General features: G+C 66.8%; 16 protein-coding genes. 12 read left to right on the forward strand and 4 right to left on the reverse strand.

Translation table 11 applies throughout. From position 1 onward, the window contains the following. Positions 1-13 precede the first annotated feature (13 nt). Together J2W68_RS06565 and lolA are read left to right on the forward strand one after the other, a co-directional pair. Positions 14-2401, forward strand: a complete 2388-nt coding sequence (locus J2W68_RS06565) for a DNA translocase FtsK (protein ID WP_310233802.1) — start codon at positions 14-16, stop codon at positions 2399-2401. A gap of 134 nt (positions 2402-2535) precedes the next feature. Further along, complete coding sequence (gene lolA / locus J2W68_RS06570) at positions 2536-3177, forward strand: outer membrane lipoprotein chaperone LolA (RefSeq protein WP_430539677.1); 642 nt, start codon at positions 2536-2538, stop codon at positions 3175-3177. A gap of 116 nt (positions 3178-3293) precedes the next feature. Here the strand turns inward: lolA and J2W68_RS06575 are convergent, their stop codons facing one another. Then, a complete protein-coding gene (locus tag J2W68_RS06575) occupies positions 3294-4154 on the reverse strand; it encodes a calcium-binding protein (protein WP_310233804.1) in 861 nt (286 codons plus the stop codon). A gap of 103 nt (positions 4155-4257) precedes the next feature. Between J2W68_RS06575 and J2W68_RS06580 the strand changes: the two genes are divergently transcribed. Continuing rightward, positions 4258-5565 carry a replication-associated recombination protein A gene (locus J2W68_RS06580; protein WP_430539680.1) on the forward strand — a complete coding sequence of 436 codons (1308 nt, stop codon included), beginning with the start codon at positions 4258-4260 and terminating at the stop codon, positions 5563-5565. A gap of 124 nt (positions 5566-5689) precedes the next feature. Continuing rightward, positions 5690-6094: a hypothetical protein gene (locus J2W68_RS06585; RefSeq protein WP_310233808.1), complete on the forward strand. Its 405-nt coding sequence runs from the start codon at positions 5690-5692 to the stop codon at positions 6092-6094. A gap of 12 nt (positions 6095-6106) precedes the next feature. Here J2W68_RS06585 and J2W68_RS06590 read toward each other — a convergent pair whose 3' ends face one another. Then, entirely contained in the window at positions 6107-6457 is a 351-nt protein-coding gene (locus J2W68_RS06590; protein WP_310149595.1) for a hypothetical protein, read from the reverse strand. Between the two features lie 247 nt (positions 6458-6704). On the opposite strand from J2W68_RS06590, the gene lexA reads away from it, so the two are divergent. The 5 genes from lexA (at position 6705) to J2W68_RS06615 (ending at position 13634) form a co-directional block, all read left to right on the forward strand. Continuing rightward, positions 6705-7304 carry a transcriptional repressor LexA gene (gene lexA, locus J2W68_RS06595; protein ID WP_310149599.1) on the forward strand — a complete coding sequence of 200 codons (600 nt, stop codon included), beginning with the start codon at positions 6705-6707 and terminating at the stop codon, positions 7302-7304. Between the two features lies 1 nt (position 7305). Further along, complete coding sequence (gene imuA / locus J2W68_RS06600; RefSeq protein ID WP_310149601.1) at positions 7306-7923, forward strand: translesion DNA synthesis-associated protein ImuA; 618 nt, start codon at positions 7306-7308, stop codon at positions 7921-7923. A gap of 11 nt (positions 7924-7934) precedes the next feature. After that, on the forward strand, positions 7935-9356 hold the full coding sequence (locus tag J2W68_RS06605; protein WP_310233811.1) for a Y-family DNA polymerase: 1422 nt from the start codon (positions 7935-7937) through the stop codon (positions 9354-9356). Beyond that, the gene (locus J2W68_RS06610) at positions 9353-12601 is read left to right on the forward strand and encodes an error-prone DNA polymerase (RefSeq protein ID WP_310233812.1); all 3249 of its coding nucleotides are present in this window, start codon (positions 9353-9355) and stop codon (positions 12599-12601) included. The genes J2W68_RS06605 and J2W68_RS06610 overlap by 4 nt, the downstream gene beginning before the upstream one ends. A gap of 79 nt (positions 12602-12680) precedes the next feature. Then, positions 12681-13634, forward strand: coding sequence for a class I SAM-dependent methyltransferase (locus J2W68_RS06615; RefSeq protein WP_310233813.1), 954 nt, complete (start codon positions 12681-12683; stop codon positions 13632-13634). On the opposite strand, the gene J2W68_RS06620 is transcribed toward J2W68_RS06615, so the two are convergent. Both J2W68_RS06620 and J2W68_RS06625 read right to left on the reverse strand, forming a co-directional pair. After that, the gene (locus J2W68_RS06620; protein ID WP_310233815.1) at positions 13564-14799 is read right to left on the reverse strand and encodes an MFS transporter; all 1236 of its coding nucleotides are present in this window, start codon (positions 14797-14799) and stop codon (positions 13564-13566) included. The two genes, J2W68_RS06615 and J2W68_RS06620, sit on opposite strands and share 71 nt — an antisense overlap. A gap of 530 nt (positions 14800-15329) precedes the next feature. Beyond that, complete coding sequence (locus J2W68_RS06625) at positions 15330-15878, reverse strand: hypothetical protein (protein ID WP_310233817.1); 549 nt, start codon at positions 15876-15878, stop codon at positions 15330-15332. Positions 15879-16280: 402 nt separating this feature from the next. Here J2W68_RS06625 and J2W68_RS06630 point away from each other — a divergent pair, with 402 nt between their 5' ends. The 3 genes from J2W68_RS06630 to J2W68_RS06640 all read left to right on the forward strand — a co-directional run bounded on the left by J2W68_RS06630 (position 16281) and on the right by J2W68_RS06640 (position 18966). Then, entirely contained in the window at positions 16281-17141 is an 861-nt protein-coding gene (locus tag J2W68_RS06630) for a M15 family metallopeptidase (protein ID WP_310233818.1), read from the forward strand. Between the two features lie 76 nt (positions 17142-17217). Then, positions 17218-17511 (forward strand): PAAR domain-containing protein, encoded by a 294-nt coding sequence (locus tag J2W68_RS06635; protein WP_310233820.1) that lies wholly within the window; start codon positions 17218-17220, stop codon positions 17509-17511. A gap of 21 nt (positions 17512-17532) precedes the next feature. Next, positions 17533-18966, forward strand: coding sequence for a hypothetical protein (locus tag J2W68_RS06640; RefSeq protein ID WP_310233822.1), 1434 nt, complete (start codon positions 17533-17535; stop codon positions 18964-18966). Positions 18967-18985 lie beyond the last annotated feature (19 nt).

The raw sequence follows: 18985 nt of genomic DNA on the forward strand, positions 1-18985 counted from the left end.
GTAAAGACGCACGGTGGCACGACCGCTTTCAGACCGCACCAAGCGCACGCGTAGCGCAGCCAAGGATGCCGCACCCGCGGCGTCCGCCAAAGCTGCGCCCAATCCGCGCCGCCAGCGGCTGGTCCGCGACATCGCGCTGATCCTGATCGCGCCGCTGCTGCTGTATCTCTTGGCGTGTCTGGTCACGCATTCGCACACCGATCCGAGCTGGTCGTCGCAGACCGGCGTGCTGCCGGCCGACATCCACAACATCGGTGGGCCGGTCGGCGCGTGGATTTCCGACGTGCTGCTGCAGCTGTTCGGCTTCATGGCCTACCCGCTGCCGTTGATCCTCGGCGCGATAGCGTGGATCGCGCTGTTCGGCATGGACCGCGACGGTGACGGCCGGGCCGATTTCGGGCCGGCGCTGCGCCTCGCGGGCATCGTCGGCTTCCTGATCACCGGCGCAGGGTTGCTCGCATTGCGGTTCCCGGAACTGGTGAACTATCCGGGCGGTGGCGGCGGCATCCTGGGCCGGCTGGTGGGCAATACGCTCAAGGCGGGCTTCGGCGCGTTCGGCGGCAATCTGCTGCTGCTCGCGCTGTTCCTGGTGTCGGTGACGCTGGCGACGGGCCTGTCGTGGTTCGCGTTGATGGACCGCATCGGTGGCTGGGTCATGCAGTTGCCGGTGCTGTTCCGCCGCAGCAGCAAGCAGGCCACCGACTGGAAGGAAGCTCGCGTGCACCGCGAGGAGCGCACCGAGGCGCGTAAGGTCGACACCGAACTGCGGGCCAAGCGTGCGCCGGTGAAGATCGAAGCGCCGGTGGTGCCGCCGGCGGTCGAGAAGAGCGAGCGCGCCAAGCGCGAACAGCAGATTCCGATGTTCCACGGCGTCAACGCCAATGGTTCGGACCTGCCGCCGCTGTCGCTGCTCGACGATCCCAAGCCGCAGCCCCAGGGCTACGACGAGGACACGCTGGAAACCCTGTCACGGCAGATCGAGTTCAAGCTCAAGGACTTCCGCATCGACGTGGTGGTCAAGGAGGCCCAACCAGGGCCGGTGATCACGCGATTCGAGATGGAACCCGCGCCGGGCGTCAAGGTCAGCCAGATCAGTTCGCTGGACAAGGACATCGCGCGCGGCCTGTCGGTCAAGGCCGTGCGCGTGGTCGATGTCATTCCGGGCAAGTCGGTGATTGGCCTGGAAATTCCCAACGTGCGCCGGGAGATGATTTATCTCTCCGAGCTGCTGCGCTCCAAGGAATACGACAAGTCCCCGAGTCCACTCACGCTGGCGCTGGGCAAGGGCATCAGCGGCCAGTCCGTGGTCGCCGATCTCGCGCGCATGCCGCATCTGCTGGTCGCGGGTACCACCGGTTCGGGCAAATCGGTCGCCGTCAACTCGATGGTGTTGAGCCTGCTGTTCAAGGCCAGCCCGAAAGAGCTGCGCATGCTGATGATCGACCCGAAGATGCTGGAACTCAGCGTCTATGAGGGCATCCCGCATCTGCTGGCGCCGGTGGTCACCGACATGAAGGAGGCCGCGAACGGCCTGCGCTGGTGCGTGGCGGAGATGGAACGCCGCTACAAGCTGATGAGCGCGGTCGGCGTGCGCAACCTCGCCGGCTTCAACAAGAAGGTCAAGGATGCGGAGGACGCCGGGCAACCGATGTCGGACCCGCTGTTCCGGCCGAATCCCGAATCGAGCGACGTCGCCGAACTGCTCGAGCCGCTGCCCTACATCGTCATCTTCATCGACGAATTCGCCGACATGATGATGATCGTCGGCAAGAAGGTCGAAGAGCTGATCGCGCGTCTGGCGCAGAAGGCGCGTGCGGCCGGCATCCATCTGATCCTCGCCACGCAGCGGCCGTCGGTGGATGTCATCACCGGTCTGATCAAGGCCAACATCCCGACCCGCATCGCGTTCCAAGTCAGTTCCAAGATCGATTCGCGCACCATCCTCGACCAGTCCGGCGCGGAAACGCTGCTGGGCAATGGCGACATGCTGTATCTGCCGCCGGGTACGGCGATGCCCGAGCGCGTGCACGGCGCGTTCGTGTCCGACGAGGAAGTGCATCGCGTCGTCGAACATCTCAAGCAGAGCGGCCGGGCCGATTACATCACCGGCGTGCTCGACGAGGTGCAGACGATGGGCGACGGCACCGTCGTCGGCGCGACCGGCCTGCCGGAATCGAGCAGCAGTGGCGGCGGCGACGAGAGCGATCCGCTGTACGACGAAGCGGTCAAGATCGTCACCGAAACCCGTCGCGCATCGATCTCCGGTGTGCAGCGCCGGTTGAAGATCGGCTACAACCGCGCCGCGCGTTTGGTCGAGGCGATGGAAGCGGCGGGCGTGGTGACCCCGCCCGAGCACAATGGCGACCGCAGCGTGCTCGCGCCGCCGCCTCCGCCGCGCTGATCCAACCGCAGTCGCGGCTCCGCGATGAATCGCCGATGCACGACGCTAGCGTATGGCCGCGTCGTCATCGCCGCATTCAGCCAGGAATTTGCACACTCCGATCCAACGTCACACCGCCTCCAGAGGTTCCGTACATGCGCTCGATGATCCGTCATTCCCGCTGGTTCGCCGCCGCTGCCGTGCTGATGGTGGCCGGCCTCGCGCAAGCCGCCGATGCGCGCCCGCAACTTGAGCAGTTCACGCGTGGCCTCAAGGGCCTCGAGGCCCAGTTCACCCAGCAGGTCGCCGACGGCAACGGCCGGGTCAAGGAAAGTTCGAGCGGCACGCTGGCGCTGTCGGCGCCGCGTCTGTTCCGCTGGGAATACGTCAAGCCGTACCCGCAGCTGATCGTCGCCGATGGCCGCACGGTGTGGGTCTTTGATCCCGACCTGGAGCAGGTCACGCGCCGCTCGCAGGGCAGCGAGGAACAGGACAGTCCTCTGGCCGCGCTGATCGACCCGTCGAAGCTCGACCGCGACTTCAGTGTCGCCGAGGCCGGCAGCGCAGGTGGTCTGAACTGGCTCGAGCTGCGCCCCAAGCGCGCCGAGAACGCGGCGTTCGAACGCGCGCGTCTGGGCTTCGGCAGCGATGGCAGCCTGTCGCGCATGGAGATCCACGACACCCTGGGCCAGCGCACGACGATCGGTTTCAGCGGCTGGAAGCGCAATCCCACGTTCGCCGCCGACACCTTCCGCTACACCCCACCGGCGGGTGTGGATGTGGTGGGCGAGGAATAAGTCTTTCGCGTCCCGCGCTGCGGGATGCGTGAGACCTCGCATCAGCGGCCGCCTTCGGGCGGCCGTTTGCGTTTGCGGGATAGCGCATCGCGATGCAGGAAGCGCGTGGCGAGCGGTCAGCGATCCGGTTCGCCGACCTGACGGATCGGCGTGAATGCCGGCAGCACGAGCCGGTAATCGAATGGTGCATCGTCCGGCTGCCGACCTGCTTCGCGTGGCAGGGTGTCCGCTGCCGTCGCCCGGCAGGGACCGTCGTCCATACAAGCCCAGAACGCGCCACGCGCCGCGGAGATGTCGATCGAGACCGGCGCAAGATCACGCAGATATGCGGTCATCGGCACCTGCGGAAACAGGGCAGGGACACTGGGCGGACGTTGCCGCATGGCGTGCACATTGCCGGTAACGACCACGAGCCGCCCGCGGGGCAAAGCGTCATATGCGCGCCGGATGACATGGGCCATCGCCGCTTCACAGGTATCGAGTTCGAAGCAGCGCTGGCTGCGCGGATCGAACGGCAGGATCGCGACATCGTGTCCGGCATTGCGCAGCGCACCGATGCGCTGGACCAGCGACAGCACGTCTTCGCTGCGTCGACCATCGCTCTGTTCGGGCGACAACGCCCACCATGGCCGTTGCCGCAAGGCGTCGATCAGCGCATCGGTGCCGCCACCGGCGACCGCTTCGCGCAGCGCCGAATGCTCCCGCGTGGGAATTTCCAGTGCGAGCAGCACGGGCGCCGCCTCGCTCCAGTGCTCCACCAGATCGCCTGCCAGCAGCGGAATCTCGCGCGTGCCGTGCATTTCGCCCAAAACCACGAGTCGATGCGCGCCGCTTTCGCGAACGAGCGTGTTTACCGCATCGCTGCGCCAGTCGGCTGCGGCCGTGGTCGAAGCGGCGAGCAGCAGAAGACCGCTGACAAGCCGGGTCAGTCGGTGTCTTGCGGTTGTGATCACGTCTGTTTGTCGCAATATCGTCATCCCGGCACTCCGTTGCAGCCCAGGCCGACAGGTTAATCGCGTGTCCCGTTCCCGCCCAACCCGCGCCGATGGCGGCGACCTGCTGCAGGTCGATCGCAGCGCCATGCGTCCGCTGGCCGAACGTATGCGCCCGGCGACGCTCGACGAAATGGTCGGGCAACGCCGGTTACTGACCGAAGGCACCGCGCTGCGCACGGCGGTCGAGGCCGGCAAGATCCATTCGATGGTGCTGTGGGGGCCGCCAGGCTGCGGCAAGACCACGCTGGCGCTGCTGCTCGCGCATTACGCAGACGCGGAGTTCAAGGCGATCTCGGCAGTGCTCTCCGGCCTGCCGGAGGTGCGTCAGGTGCTGGCCGAAGCCGCGCACCGCTTCGATGGCGGGCGCCGCACGGTGCTGTTCGTCGACGAGGTGCACCGCTTCAACAAGAGCCAGCAGGACGCGTTCCTGCCGCACATCGAGCGCGGCACGATCGTCTTCGTCGGCGCGACCACCGAAAACCCGTCGTTCGAACTCAACTCCGCGTTGCTGTCGCGTTGCCGCGTGCACGTGATGGAGTCGGTGTCGCCGGACGACATCCTCGAATCGCTGCATCGTGCGCTGGCCGATGTCGAGCGCGGACTCGGCGATCGCGGTCTGCGGATCGCCGACGATCTGCTGCGGCTGATCGCAGTCGCCGCCGACGGCGACGTGCGACGCGCACTGACGCTGCTGGAGATCGCGGCCGAACTGGCGGGGGAGGGCGGCGAAGTCACCGGCAGCACGATCGAGCAGGTGCTGGCCGACCGCACGCGTCGCTTCGACAAGGGCGGCGAGCAGTTCTACGACCAGATCTCGGCGCTGCACAAATGCGTGCGCAGCTCGAATCCCGATGCCGCGCTGTACTGGCTGACGCGCATGCTCGATGGCGGCTGCGACCCCGGCTACCTCGCCCGGCGCATGACGCGCATGGCGGTGGAAGACGTCGGTCTGGCCGATCCGCGCGCCTTGCAGATGTCGATCGATGCCTGGGACACCTTCGACCGTCTCGGCAGTCCCGAGGGCGAACTCGCGCTCGCGCAGCTGGTGATCTATCTGGCCAGCACCGCGAAATCCAACGCCGGCTACATGGCCTTCAACCAGGCCAAGCGCGACGTGCGCGAGTACGGCACGCAGGACGTGCCGATGCATTTCCGCAATGCGCCGACCAAGCTGATGAAAGAACTCGGCTACGGCACCGGCTACCAGTACGACCACGACGCCGAAGGCGGCATTGCGCTCGACCAGACCGCGTTCCCGGATGCGATGGGCGAGCGGATCTACTATCAGCCGGTCGCCCGCGGCATGGAGATCAAGCTCAAGGACAAGCTCGACGCCTTGCGCGCCGCGCGCGCCGAGGCGATCCGCAAGGCCCGAGAGGTTGGCGGCGACTGATCATCTGCGGATTTCCTGACGATCCTTGTGGGCCGCGACCGAAGGCGCGCGGGAGTTCGCACGATGGTGCAAGCCAGGGCAAGCGCGCAGGGTCGTAAGCGGTTCTTCCACGGAGGGAATGCCGATGCGGATCTGTGCAGTTTTGCTGCTGTTCGTCGCGTGGCCGGTCGCCGCGCAGTCGGTGCACAAATGCGCCGACGGTCGCGGCGGCCACAGCTATCAATCGCAACCCTGCACCGATGGCGAAGCACTGCGGACGTGGACGGCCGAGGTGCAGGACGCGCCTGTAACGACGGCAACGCAGCGCCCGGCGACACCGCCGACACAACGTCGTGCGGCCACATCGACGCGGCAGACACCGGTACGTGCGACAAGGCCTCGACGCGACGATCAGCACGCGCGATGTCTGGCCGCACGCGCCAGTCGCGAGAACGCCCTGCGCAAGCTCGGCACCCAGCGCCGTTATGACGATCTGCGCCGGCTCAACGAACGCGTGTCGGCGGTGTGCAATCACCGCGGACGCGGCTGAGGCGACGGGCGATCAGGGATTACAAGGACGGTTGGTGCCTTCCCAACCGTTCGGCAGGCGACGGATGACCTGACCGCCGGCGCAGCGCTCGCCGGCCTGGAGCGGCGTCGACCGATACGCCACGAGCTTTTGCGCAGCGGGCGCGACGACCGCCGGCTTCGGATATTCGTAGATCACGCGCTCGGGCGAGGGCAGGTGGCCGAACTGACGCGAGAGCCCCGTCGCATCGTCGTCGCTACGGCTGGCGTGCAGCCAGGCCGCATTGGACGCGACCAGCAGGGCCAGCAGCACGATTGCCGTCGCTTGCCAGGTCGAACGCCGCCAGCGGGCGGGGAACAGGAACACGTTGCGTTGCCGATCCACGATGCGCTCCAGAGTCCGGACAGACTGGATTCGATGCTAGGCGCGGGAGGATGGGCGGACCACTAGGGACAACCCTGTAAACGTTTTCCGGTGCATCCATTGGTGGTCGCGTATCGCGTGGCAAAGGGCGCCTGCATGAACCGCTCAGGCGCGACACCGCCACCATCGCGAGGGCGGCAGTGAGGCGTGGAAGGCCGATCCTGGAACCGATGGCATATCGCGTTTCGAAGGTGTACAAATGTACACCATGAGCGATCTGTCCCCCCAGCGTGCCGCCGTCCTCGACTTCCTGCGCGAACGCATCGCCGCAGGTGCGCCGCCGAGCCTGGCCGAGATTGCTGCGGCCTTTGGCTTCGCGTCGCGCAATGCCGCGCAGAAGCATGTGCAGGCGCTGGTCTCGGCCGGGCTGGTGGAACTGCAGGCCGGTCAGAAGCGCGGGTTGCGGCTGCCGGGGCAGGGCGAACGCATGGCCGCATTGCCGGTGCTCGGACGCGTGGCCGCGGGTGTGCCGATCGGTCCTGACACCGGCAGCGACCGCGTGCTGTGGCTGGACCGCAGCCTGTTCTCGCTGCGCCCGGATTACCTGCTCCGGGTCGAGGGTGATTCGATGATCGACGACGGCATCCTCGAAGGCGATCTCGTCGGTGTGCACCGCAGCCGCGATGCGCGCGACGGTCAGACCGTCGTCGCGCGGCTGGACGATGCCATCACCATCAAGCGGTTCGAACACCGCGAAGGCGGCGTGCGCCTGTTGCCGCGCAATCCCGCGCATGCGCCGATCATGGTCGCCGCCGATGCCGATTTCGCCATCGAAGGCCTGTACTGCGGCCTGGTGCGACAGGGCTGAGATGGCGCCTGCACTGCAATCGCTGGATGCATTGCTCGCCGCGCGCACGGTGTGGTCGGCCGGACGCGGCACGCGCTGCGCCGACATCGGCCAGCCGACCGGGCATGCCGCGCTTGATGCCGCGTTGCCGGGCGGCGGCTGGCCGCCGCGCGCATTGACTGAACTGCTGCTGCCGGCCGATGGCGTCGGCGAAATCTCGTTGCTGTTTCCGGCGCTGTCGCGCATCACCGCCGCTGGTGGCCGCGTGGTGCTGGTTGCGCCGCCCTGCATTCCGTACGCACCGGCGTGGCAGGCGGCGGGCGTGCGCCTGGATGCATTGGATGTCGTCGAGGCATCGCCCGGCGATGCACTGTGGGCGTTCGAGCAATGCCTGCGCAGCGGTGCCTGCGCCGCGGTGCTGGGCTGGCCGGACACCGGTGATGCGCGGTTGATGCGGCGTCTCCAGGTCGCCGCAGACAGCGGCGATTGCCACGCCTTCGCGCTGCGCGACCGGCGCCACGCGGCGAATGCCTCGCCGGCGGCATTGCGGCTGGAATATCTGCCCGAGGTGCAGGCCTGGCAGGTGCGCAAATGCCGTGGCGGGCAGGTGCCGTCGCAACCGCTGCGATTGGCGAGCTGAATGATCCTGCGATGCTCTGGGCCTGTCTTCTCCTGCCGCAACTGGCGCTCGACGCCGTTCTCCGCCGTCTGCCCGATCCCGACGCACCGTTCGCGCTGGTCGAAGGGCCCGCGCAGCTGCGCAAGCTGCACAGCGTCAACGACGCGGCAGGCGCACACGGACTGAAGGCCGGCATGCGTCTGTCGGCCGCGCATGCGCTCTTGGCCGACGTGCGCACGCAACCGCACGATCCACTGGCGGAATCGACCGCGCACCGGTTTCTCGCGGCCTGGGCGTATCGGCACAGTTCGCTGGTGAGCCAGCAGTGGTCGCGCGCGATCGTGCTGGAAGTGCAGGCGAGCTTCCGCCTGTTCGGGCCGTGGTCGCAGTTCGAACGCACGCTGCGCGAAGAACTGTCGGCGCTGGGATTCGCGCATCGCATCGCGCTGGCGCCGTCGCCGACCGCCGCGCGCGTGCTGGTCGGCTTGCGCGATGGCTTCGCGGTGACCGGCCCGGCGGAACTGTCGGCGCTGTTGGACCGCACGCCGGTGCGCCGCGCCGCATTGCCTGAAGATGCCGGCGAACGCCTCTACCGCATGGGTGTGCGCACGCTCGGCGCCTTGCGTGAACTGCCGGGCGCGGGTGTGCAACGCCGGTTCGGCGCAGATGTGCTGGCGCACGTGCGCAGGCTGTATGGCGAAAGCGACGATCCGATCGCCTGCTACACGCCGCCCGACCGGTTCGACATGCGCGTCGAGCTCGGTTACGAAGTGGAAGCGCATCCGCCGCTGCTGTTTCCGTTGCGGCGGCTGATCAACGACCTCTGCACGTATCTCTCTGCCCGCGATGGCGGTGTGCAACGTTTCGTGATCGGGCTGGAACACGAAGCAGGCAGTACCGATGTCGAGGTCGGCCTGCTCGCGCCCGAGCGCACGTCGACGATGCTGTTCGAACTCGCGCGCAACCGGCTCGAACGCACCGAAATCGCCAGGCCGGTCGTTGCGATGCGCCTGCTCGCACGCGAACTGCCGCCGTTCGTGCCGGCCGCGCGCGATCTGTTCGATACGCGGCCGCAGCAGGCGCTCGACTGGCCGCATCTGCGGGAGCGCCTGCGGGCGCGGCTTGGCGACGATGCGGTCTATCGGGTGACACCGGCCGGCGATCCACGTCCGGAGCGCGCATGGGCGCGCCGCATCGGCGATGGTGGCGGCGCGATTACGGATGCGCCTGCGCGCCCGCCGCGTCCGGCCTGGCTGCTGCCGCAACCGGTACCGCTGCACGACGCTGGCCTGCGCATCGTGTCCGGGCCGGAGCGTCTCGAAAGTGGCTGGTGGGACGACGCCGATGCGCGCCGCGATTACTACGTGGTCGAAACCCGCGAGGGCCAGCGCGGCTGGGCCTTCGTGCCCCCGGGCCGTTTCGAGGGCTGGATGCTGCACGGCTGGTTCGCATGAGCTGGGACGATGCGATCGACGGCGTCGACCGCGATACGCCGGGCAGCCATGTGCCGCGCGCGCTGCGCGTCGCCGGGCGCCTGCGCGCGGCCGCGAACGACGACGTCGCCCATGACACCCGCGACGATCTGCCCGCGTATGCCGAACTGCACTGCCTGTCGGATTTCTCGTTCCTGCGCGGCGCATCCAGCGCGGAGCAGCTGTTCGCGCGCGCCGTGCACTGCGGCTACAGCGCGCTCGCGATCACCGACGAATGCTCGCTCGCCGGCATCGTGCGCGGGCTCGAGGCGTCGGAGGAAACCGGACTCAAGCTGATCGTCGGCAGCGAGTTCCGGCTGCTCGACGACACGCGTTTCGTGCTGCTGGTCGAAACCCGCGCGGGTTACGCGCAGCTGTGTGCCCTGATCACCCGTGGCCGTCGCGCCGGCACCAAGGGCCAGTACCGGCTCTCGCGCGCGGATGTCGAAGCCGAGTTCCGTGGGACAACACCCGGCGTGTTCGCCGTATGGCTGCCGGGTGCGACGCCCGACACGGGGCAGGGCGCCTGGCTGCGCGACGTGTTTCCCGAACGGACGCATCTGGCCGTGGAACTGCATCGCGAATGTGACGATGCCGAGCGCCTGGCCACGTTGCTGGCGCTGTCGCGCACGCTCGGCATCCCTGCCGTCGCCAGTGGCGACGTGCACATGGCGACGCGGCGCGAACGCATCCTGCAGGACACGCTGACCGCGATCCGCCACACCACACCGATCGCCGATTGCGGCGCACATCTGTTCCGCAATGGCGAACGGCATCTGCGTTCGCGGCGCGCGCTCGGCAACATCTACGGCGCCGACCTGATGCAGGCCGCCGTCGATCTCGCGGCGCGCTGCAGCTTCGGCATGCGCGAACTGCATTACGACTATCCGGTCGAGCTGGTGCCCGAGGGCCACACGCCGACGACGTGGTTGCGTCATCTGACGGAAGAGGGGATTCGCGTGCGCTGGCCGGGCGGGCCGACCCCCAAGGTCCGCGAGCTGATCGATTTCGAGCTCGCACTGATCGCTAAGCTGAAATACGAAGCTTTTTTCCTGACGGTCGCCGACATCGTCCGCTTCGCCAGAGGCGAGGGCATCCTGTGCCAGGGCCGCGGCTCCTCTGCGAATTCCGCGGTCTGCTATGCGCTCGCCATCACCGCGGTGAATCCGGACGACACGCGCCTGCTGATGGCGCGCTTCCTGTCGGAGAACCGCAACGAGCCACCCGACATCGACGTCGACTTCGAGCATGAACGCCGCGAAGAAGTCATCCAGTACGTCTATGCCAAATACGGCCGCGAACGCGCCGCACTGGCGGCGACGGTCATCGCCTATCGCGGCAAGAGCGCGGTGCGCGATGTCGCCAAGGCCTTCGGTCTGCCGCCGGACCAGATCGCATTGCTCGCCAATTGCTACGGCTGGGGCAACGGCGAGGCGCCGATGGAACAGCGCATCAGCGAAGCCGGGTTCGATCTCGACAATCCGCTGATCGGCAAGATCCTCGTCATCACCGAAATGCTGCGCGATCACCCGCGGCATCTGTCGCAACACGTGGGCGGTTTCGTGATCTCGAACGAACCGCTGTCGCATCTGGTGCCCGTCGAGAACGCGGCGATGGACAACCGCACGATCATCCAGTGGGACAAGGACGATCTGGAAACCATGCAGCTGTTGAAGGTGGATTGTCTTGCGCTCGGCATGCTGACCTGCATCCGCAAGGCGCTGGATCTGGTGCGCGGCCAGCGCGGACGTGATTTCGAGATCGCGACCCTGCCGCGCGAGGATGCACAGACCTACGAGATGATCCAGATCGCCGACACCGTCGGCGTGTTCCAGATCGAATCCCGCGCGCAGATGGCGATGCTGCCGCGGCTCAAGCCGAAAGAGTTCTACGACCTTGTGGTCGAAGTCGCGATCGTGCGACCCGGTCCGATCCAGGGCGACATGGTGCATCCGTATCTGCGACGTCGGCAGGGGCACGAGCTGGTGACGTATCCGTCCGAGGGCGTGCGCGAAATCCTCGGGCCGACGCTCGGCGTTCCGCTGTTCCAGGAGCAGGTCATGGAGCTGGTCATCCACGCCGGCTACGACGCCGACGAGGCCGATGGCCTGCGCCGTTCGATGGCGGCCTGGCGTCGCGGCGGCGACATGGAGCCGCATCGGCTGCGTATCCGCGGACTCATGGAAGCCAAGGGCTACGCGTCGGAATTCATCGACCAGATCTTCGACCAGATCAAGGGATTCGGTTCCTACGGGTTTCCGCAAAGTCACGCTGCCTCCTTCGCGAAGCTGGTCTACGCCAGCTGCTGGCTCAAGCGGCATGAGCCGGCTGCCTTCGCCTGCGGCCTGCTCAATGCGCAGCCGATGGGCTTCTATTCGCCGAGCCAGATCGTGCAGGACGCGCGTCGCGGCAGTCCGCATCGCGCGGCGGTGGAGGTGCTGCCGGTCGACGTGATGGTCAGCGATCGCGATTGCACGCTGGTGGGCGGACGTCCGTGGCGCAGCGACGCCGATCCCGGCACGCAGCCGGACATCCGGCTCGGCCTGCGTCTGGTCGCCGGCTTGTCGGACACCATGGCCGACGCGATCGTCGCCGCACGCGCGCGCCGCCCGTTCGCCAGCGTCCAGGACCTGTGCCTGCGCGCCGGTCTCGACGAGAAGGCGCGCAGCGTGCTCGCCGAATCCGGTGCGCTGGCCTCGCTGGCCGGGCATCGCAACGCGGCGCGTTGGGCGGTCTCGGGCATCGAGCGGCAACGGCCGCTGCTGCCGGGCAGTCCTGACGAAGACGTGGTCGAACTGCCGATGCCGCGTGCGGGCGAGGAAATCCTGTCGGACTACCGCAGCACCGGTCTGACGCTCGGCCAGCACCCCATGGCCTTGCTGCGCGCGCAGATGGCCGGGCGCCGGATCATCGGCCTGCGCGATCTGCAGCAGCGCCGGCACGGCAGCGGCGTGCATGTCGCGGGCCTGGTGACCCAGCGGCAACGCCCGGCGACGGCCAAGGGCACGATCTTCGTCACGCTGGAAGACGAGACGGGAATGATCAACGTGATCGTCTGGCCGCACCTCGCGTTGCGGCGGCGTCGTGCGTTGCTCGAGTCACGCCTTCTCGCGGTGCGCGGTCGCTGGGAACGCGTCGATGGCGTCGCGCACCTGATTGCCGGTGATCTCGAGGATCTCAGCGGCATGCTCGGTGGCATGCAGTTGCCATCGCGGGATTTCCATTGAAGCCGCATCCGCGATTGGCTCCGTAATTGTTATGTTGTAACTTTCGCGGCCGTCTTTCGCGTCAGCTATCAGGATCTCGATGTCGCTGTATCACCGGATCGCCGAACTCCAGGGCGATCGTCCCTGGGGCGCCATGCTCGACGCCGGGACCGGCCGCAATTCGATGCGCTGGCTGCTGTCACTGCCCACCGAACGCTGGACCGCGGTCACCGGCTCGGCGTCAATGGCGCGCCGGACGGACACCGAAATCGGTACGCGCAGCCGCCAAGCCGACCGTCTGGTCGTCGGCAACTGGCTCGACCCTGCGCTGCTTCTGGGCGAGCGCTACGACACCGTGCTTGCCGACTATCTGCTCGGCGCGATCGAAGGCTTCGCACCTTACTGGCAGGACCAGCTGTTCGCGCGCCTGCGCGAACTGGTCGCGGCGGACGGCCGGCTGTACGTCGTCGGCCTCGCGCCTTATGTGCCGCAGCTTCCCGATACGCTCGACGCAGCCGGCAGTCTGGTCACGCGCATCGGCCGCTTGCGCGACGCCTGCCTGCTGTTGGCCGGCGATCGGCCATATCGCGAATTTCCATTGGACTGGACGCTGCGCCAGATCGAGCGCGCGGGCTTCCGCGTCCTGCATGCCGAGCAAGTGCCGATCCGGTTCGGCACGCGTTTCGTCGATGGCCAGCTCGATATGTGCATACGCGTGCTCGAACGCGTGGCGGATCGCCAGCTCGCTGCCGCGCTGCATACACACGTCGATACGCTGCGCATGGAAGCGCATCTGCGCATCGCCGAGGACGGCGGTCTGCGGACCGGCCACGATTACGTGATCGCGGCAGAGCCTTGTCTGACGTCCGCTGGTTCGGCCTGCGTTTCAACCGGCGTGGAGGGGACGGAGGCTATCCGCAACTTTTTGATGTTGCCGGAACGCCGGCTACCCGATGCGAAAGCTGACGCATCGGACGGGCAGCTCAGGCAGCACGGCGGGTGGTTTGGGGAAGCAGGGCGGTCGCCAGTCCCAGCAGCGGCAGGAATGCCGTGACCTGATAGACCCAGACGATGCCGCGCGCGTCGGCCAGCTGGCCCAGTGCTGCCGCGCCGATCCCGCCGATACCGAACATCAGGCCGAACATCACGCCCGAGACCATGCCCACGCGTCCGGGCACCGCTTCCTGCGCGTAGACCACCAGCGCCGCGAATGCCGACGACATCACCAGACCGATGATCACCGCGAGGATCGCAGTCATCGCCAGACCGACGTGGGGCAGGGCGAGCGCGAACGGCGCGACACCGAGGAAGGAGATCCAGATCACCGCCTTGCGGCCGATGCGATCGCCGATCGGGCCCCCGGCGAATGTGCCGAGCGCGATCGCGCCCAGGAACAGGAACAGAACCACCTGGCTCTGCTGCACGCTCACGCCGAAGCGCTGGATCAGATAGAAGGTGAAGTAGTTGGTGAACGACGCGATATAGACGAACTTCGCGAACATCAGGACCGACACCACGGTCATCGCCTGCACGATCTTGCCGCGGGACAGGCCCGTGCCGCGGGTGACCGCCAGCCGGCTCAGGCGCGCCTGTCCATGCTGCACCGTCCATTTCGTCAGCCGCAGCAGCACGAACACGGCGAGCGCGGCGACCAGCAGAAACCACGCGATGGCCGACTGGCCGTGCGGAATCACGATCGCTGCGGCCAGCAACGGCCCGATCGCCGAGCCGGTATTGCCGCCGACCTGGAACGTCGATTGCGCAGTGCCGAAACGCCCACCCGAACCCATCCGCGCCACCCGCGAGGCTTCCGGATGGAACGTCGCCGACCCCACGCCGACAATCGCCGCGGCGACGAGCAGCATCGCGTAGCTGTGCGCCATCGCCAGCACACCAATGCCGATGAACGTCACCGCCATGCCGGCCGGCAACATCCAGGGCAGGGGACGCTTGTCGGTATAGAGCCCGATCCACGGCTGCAGCAGCGACGCGGTGATCTGGTAGACAAGCGCAATCACACCGATCTGTCCGAAGCTCAGGTCGAAGTCGGCCTTGAGCATCGGGAAGATCGCCGGCAGCATCGCCTGGATCAGATCGTTGAGCAGATGCGCAAACGCCGCGGCGCCGACGACGCGGATCGCGAAGCCCTGGGGCGGGGTGGAGATATCGACCGGCACGACGGCCGACGCGTGATCAGAGGTGGGGACGGGTTGCGGCATCGAGGAGAAAGGCGATCCTGAGTCGCACTGAGAGTCGCCCAACTGATGTGGGACGTTCGTGCCGGTCGGCAGCGTCAGGAATCGGGGAGGCGGTAGTGGGGCGTGCAGCTTAGGCGGTACACCTCGAAGGCCGCGATAGCCCCCGCTGGGACTGATCTTTCCGCAGTCATATAGCGAGTGCGGGATCGGGGCGGCATGGTTTCCTGCGCCGGGACCTGTGCTGCGGTGTCGCAGTTCGACAACAGGGGAGCGCGGCGTAGACTTCTGCCCCGGGGCATGGAAGCGCTGCTGGCCAAGCCAGCCCCGCCTTCCTCCTGAGACGTTTCAGTTATCGGTAGGCACTGACGTCGGCCGCGTGGGCAGCCGCCGCTTCTTAGGGAAGGTCTGAACAATTCCGCTTTTTGCCGTCATTCCCGCGAAGGCGGGAATCCAGCGTCTTTGGTTTTCAAAGGCTTGAAGTCACTGGATCCCCGCCTTCGCGGGGATGACGGCAGTTATTCAGCCCCTCCTTAGCCGCGTGGCGGTCTGGATCAGCGCGAGGGACAGAAGGGATGCTCGCCAGCGTAGCGAGAGCAGATCCGGTCCCGGCAGCGAAGGCCCTCAATCGTGTTGACCGCCGGACATGTGGCCAGTTCCTGCTGCGCCTGCTTCGCACGCGAGGCCTCGCGACGTGAGACCGGCCGTTCCCCGCCGATAGCAGCCAAGGCATCGCGGGTGTCCTGATCTGCACGTTCGCTGCTTGCGAGGATGTCACCGATCAGCGCGTCCATCGATTCGGGGCTAGCGCTTTTCGGAGAGGCGTCGCCGTCGCCGATGATCTTCATCAGTGTTGCCATCAGATCATCTTCGCGGCCGCGAGAACTGGCGGCGCGGCGCGCGGGGACGGACGAAGCAGGGCGTCGTACGGACGCAGTCCCGTTCTGCGATTCTGTGCCGGCATCGGCCGGCAATGCATTCTGCAGTGGAGCCGACGTGTCGCTTGCCACGCCCGGCGCGGATTCGCCGATTCGGGACAAGGGGTTCGTCACTGGGGATGCATCGGTATCCATGACGATCATCGCGCCGCCGGGCGCCATCATAGTGTCGGCGGGCGCGGACGCAGGTTCCGGGGCCAGAGGAGTCCCCGCCTCCCGAAAAGAATCGTGGGAGGCAGGCTTTAGAATGAGCCAGACACCCAAGGCGAGGAGGACAAGGATGACGCCGACGCAGGACAGTCGCCACAATCTGCGTGTGCGTGAGGGGCTCGCCAGAGCGGCACGCGGCTTCGCCGCCCTGGTTTTTGGCGATTGTTCGACATCGGACAGGATGCGTCCGCCAGCAGGCGCTGGCGGACGCGTTGTCGCCGAGATGAGGCTTGGGCGTTTGAAACCGTCATTGTTCAAGTGCATTCCAGCTCTTGCGCGGCGCGGGCCGCATCCAGTCCGTTACCGCATTCTAGTTCCGAGTTCATCCGGGTCAATCTCCGGAATGCAGGTACGTCCATGGTGCTGATCTGGCTGCTGTTCCTGCTCTTTTGCGCCATCGGCTGGCTGCTGTTGTTTCCGGCACTCGGTAGGCAGGTGGCTGGACTGCTCAGCAGCATGGTGCGATCCGCGAAACGTTCGGTCCTCCGCACGGGCGGCGCTGTGGCGCAGCACGCGGATGCGTCGGGTCGGATCGCCCGCGACGCCAGCGCTCGCACCCTGGGAGGTGTTCATCGGCACCGCTACGCGCTCGTAGGTGCGGTGCTTCTGATCACGCTCCCGGTGATCACGATTCTTGCCATGCGGAAAACCGTGACGTTCGATAGCTTTCTGAGCCACGATCAGGTCGAATCGCGCACCCTGGTCGCGGAACTTTTACGTGGCGAGCGGCTGCAGCCACCTCCCGCACCTCCACCCGAGGTGTTTCTGACCGAGGAGATCCGGCGGCTCAAGCCGGAGATCGTCAAGGCCGATCGAAAATGGGACCAGATCGATGCGGATCTCCAGCAGCGCGTGCTGGTGATTTTCGAGGTCCTACGACGCGAGTACGACATCCAGCTCGTACTCGTCGAAGGGTATCGGAGTCCGGAGCGTCAGGCTCAGCTGATGCGGGAGGGGCGCGCGACACGGGCGGGCGCCTGGCAGAGTTGCCATCAGTACGGCCTGGCGATCGACGCGGCCCCGATGCGGGACGGAAAGCTCCAGTGGGACATGAACGACCCTTGGACACGCCGCGCATATTTTCTTTATGGCGATCTGGCCGAACAGGCCGGCCTGACGTGGGGTGGGAACTGGCGCAGCCTCAAGGATTACGTCCATGTCGAGAACACCGGCGCCTGCCGCCAGGCGCGCCGCGAGCGTCTGGCCAGGGAGGGGTGAAAAAAAAGGGTGCGTCCTGCTATCTTCTGCGACTGCAACAGTGGATCGGGTGTCGATCACGGATCGATCCGGGGCCATGGATGGACTGATTCACTTCAAGGACCAGAAGCTGATGTCTCGACCGTTGATTGTGCTTGGCGACTCGATTGATCACGGTGGCACCGTGGTCGGAGGCACGCCCACTACGGATGTTGCCGGCAAGCCGGTGGCGCGCGTCGGGGATCCCGTGACCTGCAGCAAGCACGGCGCGACCACGATCGCGACCGGTGACCCCACCCTCATGGTCGACGGTAGGGCCGTGGCCCGCCATGGCGATCGCACGGCATGCGGAGCAACCTTGTTGTCCAGCCAAAGTTCCACCGTTGACTGACCTGCGAGCCGAGCGCGCGAAGTGAAGGCATTACGCATTCCTCTGCTGGTACTCGCGGTTTTCGCAGTGGTGTGGATCGCCGTGATCGCGTACTGGCGCGTTCGCGGTGTACTGCCCGAAGGAGCCACGATGCTGCTCTGGCTGGGATTTGTGCCCGCAGTGCTGGCAGGACTTCTGCTGGTGGCCCGCTGGCGGCGCAGGAAGCGCAAGCAGGACACCGCGTCGCGTCAAGAGGTCGCATCGACCGCGCCGGCTGCGGAGGATCACGCGACGAAAGAAGACCGCGTTGTCCACGTTATGGGTGCAGCGCTGCGACTTCCGATGGCGAGCGATGCGATGGATGCGCTCGCCGAGAATGCTCCCCGACCCGGCCTGCATCCCCGATTTCGCGACCGCGAGGGCTTGCCCGTGTTCGCAGCATTCGTGCAGGACCTCGATACCGGCAGTATCGAGGACGCTCTAGGGCAGCAGGAGGACGGGGCGGGCCGTCGCCTTGCATCCGACGACGCTTTCCTGCGCGCGCTCGCGCTGCTCGAGCCCGTTGCAGACGCACTGCTGGTCGACATTGTCGCCACAATGCCGCCGATTCCCCAGGCCGTCGGGACGGTCAATGCCGGCCTGCAGCGTCGCGTGACGTCGGCCGCTCCGGATCTTCTTCAGGTATCGCTGCTGCTGCCTTCGAGCTGGCACGAGTCGTTCCGTGCATCGGCCGGAGACTGGTTGCTCGCACGCGCGAAGGAAATGGGAATCGATGCGCGGCAGTTGCGCATTGATGTGCATGGGGTCCGAGTCGCCGACGACAGTTGGCGTTTCATAGAGGCTCTGGCCGGCGCCGGTGAGGGCAGCGAAGGTGACCGGGTCTGGCGCCTGCTTCTGGCCTGCGACTCTCTTGTGGACGCACGTGGTATTGCGCGTCTCGACGCGTCAGGCGAACTGCTGCGCAGCCAGCGCCCGGAAGGCATGGTGCCTGGAGAGGGAGCATGCGGTATCTGGATCGCACCCGGGAGTCAGGACGTCGGCGTGCCCACTGTCGCGCTGCACCGGATCTGCCGAGGCCAGGCCAGCGGCGAGCTGTCGATGCGAGAGGCCACCCGCGACCGCGCCTCTCTGATGTCGCAAGCGCTGGACATCGCCGCCATCTCGCCCGATGCAGTTGCGTGGGTCATCAGCGACGCAGACCAGCACCGGCGTCGTTCGGTACAAGTCGTGGCTGCGACGTCGGAAGCCTGTCCCGATCTTGATATAGGGCTGCGCTATCGGGCGCTCGCCGCGTTGTCAGGCGAGATCGGCATCGTGATGCCGCTCGCGCTCCTTGCGGTCGGCGCCGGCGCCGTGGCGGCTGCACAAGCACCGTTGCTTGCTTTTTCCATGGGCGGGGAACGTCTTCGCGCCTGCGTTCTCAGTCCTGCCCATTCCGCCGTTTCTGTCGCCGACACCATGTCGTCGTCAACCTGATCTGGAAGTCATTGCAACG

The sequence above is a fragment of the Luteimonas terrae genome (assembly GCF_031457535.1).
Classification (GTDB): Bacteria; Pseudomonadota; Gammaproteobacteria; order Xanthomonadales; family Xanthomonadaceae; genus Luteimonas; species Luteimonas terrae_A.

What these genes read in the sequence shown, in the direction of transcription:
- J2W68_RS06610 (WP_310233812.1), top strand. Translation starts at nt 9,353, where the DNA reads ATGAGCTGGGACGATGCGATCGACGGCGTCGACCGCGATACGCCGGGC.
- J2W68_RS06625 (WP_310233817.1), bottom strand. Translation starts at nt 15,878, where the DNA reads ATGATGGCGCCCGGCGGCGCGATGATCGTCATGGATACCGATGCATCC.
- J2W68_RS06635 (WP_310233820.1), top strand. Translation starts at nt 17,218, where the DNA reads ATGGATGGACTGATTCACTTCAAGGACCAGAAGCTGATGTCTCGACCG.
- J2W68_RS06575 (WP_310233804.1), bottom strand. Translation starts at nt 4,154, where the DNA reads ATGACGATATTGCGACAAACAGACGTGATCACAACCGCAAGACACCGA.
- J2W68_RS06585 (WP_310233808.1), top strand. Translation starts at nt 5,690, where the DNA reads ATGCGGATCTGTGCAGTTTTGCTGCTGTTCGTCGCGTGGCCGGTCGCC.
- imuA (WP_310149601.1), top strand. Translation starts at nt 7,306, where the DNA reads ATGGCGCCTGCACTGCAATCGCTGGATGCATTGCTCGCCGCGCGCACG.
- J2W68_RS06580 (WP_430539680.1), top strand. Translation starts at nt 4,258, where the DNA reads ATGCGTCCGCTGGCCGAACGTATGCGCCCGGCGACGCTCGACGAAATG.
- J2W68_RS06615 (WP_310233813.1), top strand. Translation starts at nt 12,681, where the DNA reads ATGTCGCTGTATCACCGGATCGCCGAACTCCAGGGCGATCGTCCCTGG.
- lolA (WP_430539677.1), top strand. Translation starts at nt 2,536, where the DNA reads ATGCGCTCGATGATCCGTCATTCCCGCTGGTTCGCCGCCGCTGCCGTG.
- J2W68_RS06620 (WP_310233815.1), bottom strand. Translation starts at nt 14,799, where the DNA reads ATGCCGCAACCCGTCCCCACCTCTGATCACGCGTCGGCCGTCGTGCCG.
- J2W68_RS06630 (WP_310233818.1), top strand. Translation starts at nt 16,281, where the DNA reads ATGGTGCTGATCTGGCTGCTGTTCCTGCTCTTTTGCGCCATCGGCTGG.
- lexA (WP_310149599.1), top strand. Translation starts at nt 6,705, where the DNA reads ATGAGCGATCTGTCCCCCCAGCGTGCCGCCGTCCTCGACTTCCTGCGC.
- J2W68_RS06605 (WP_310233811.1), top strand. Translation starts at nt 7,935, where the DNA reads ATGCTCTGGGCCTGTCTTCTCCTGCCGCAACTGGCGCTCGACGCCGTT.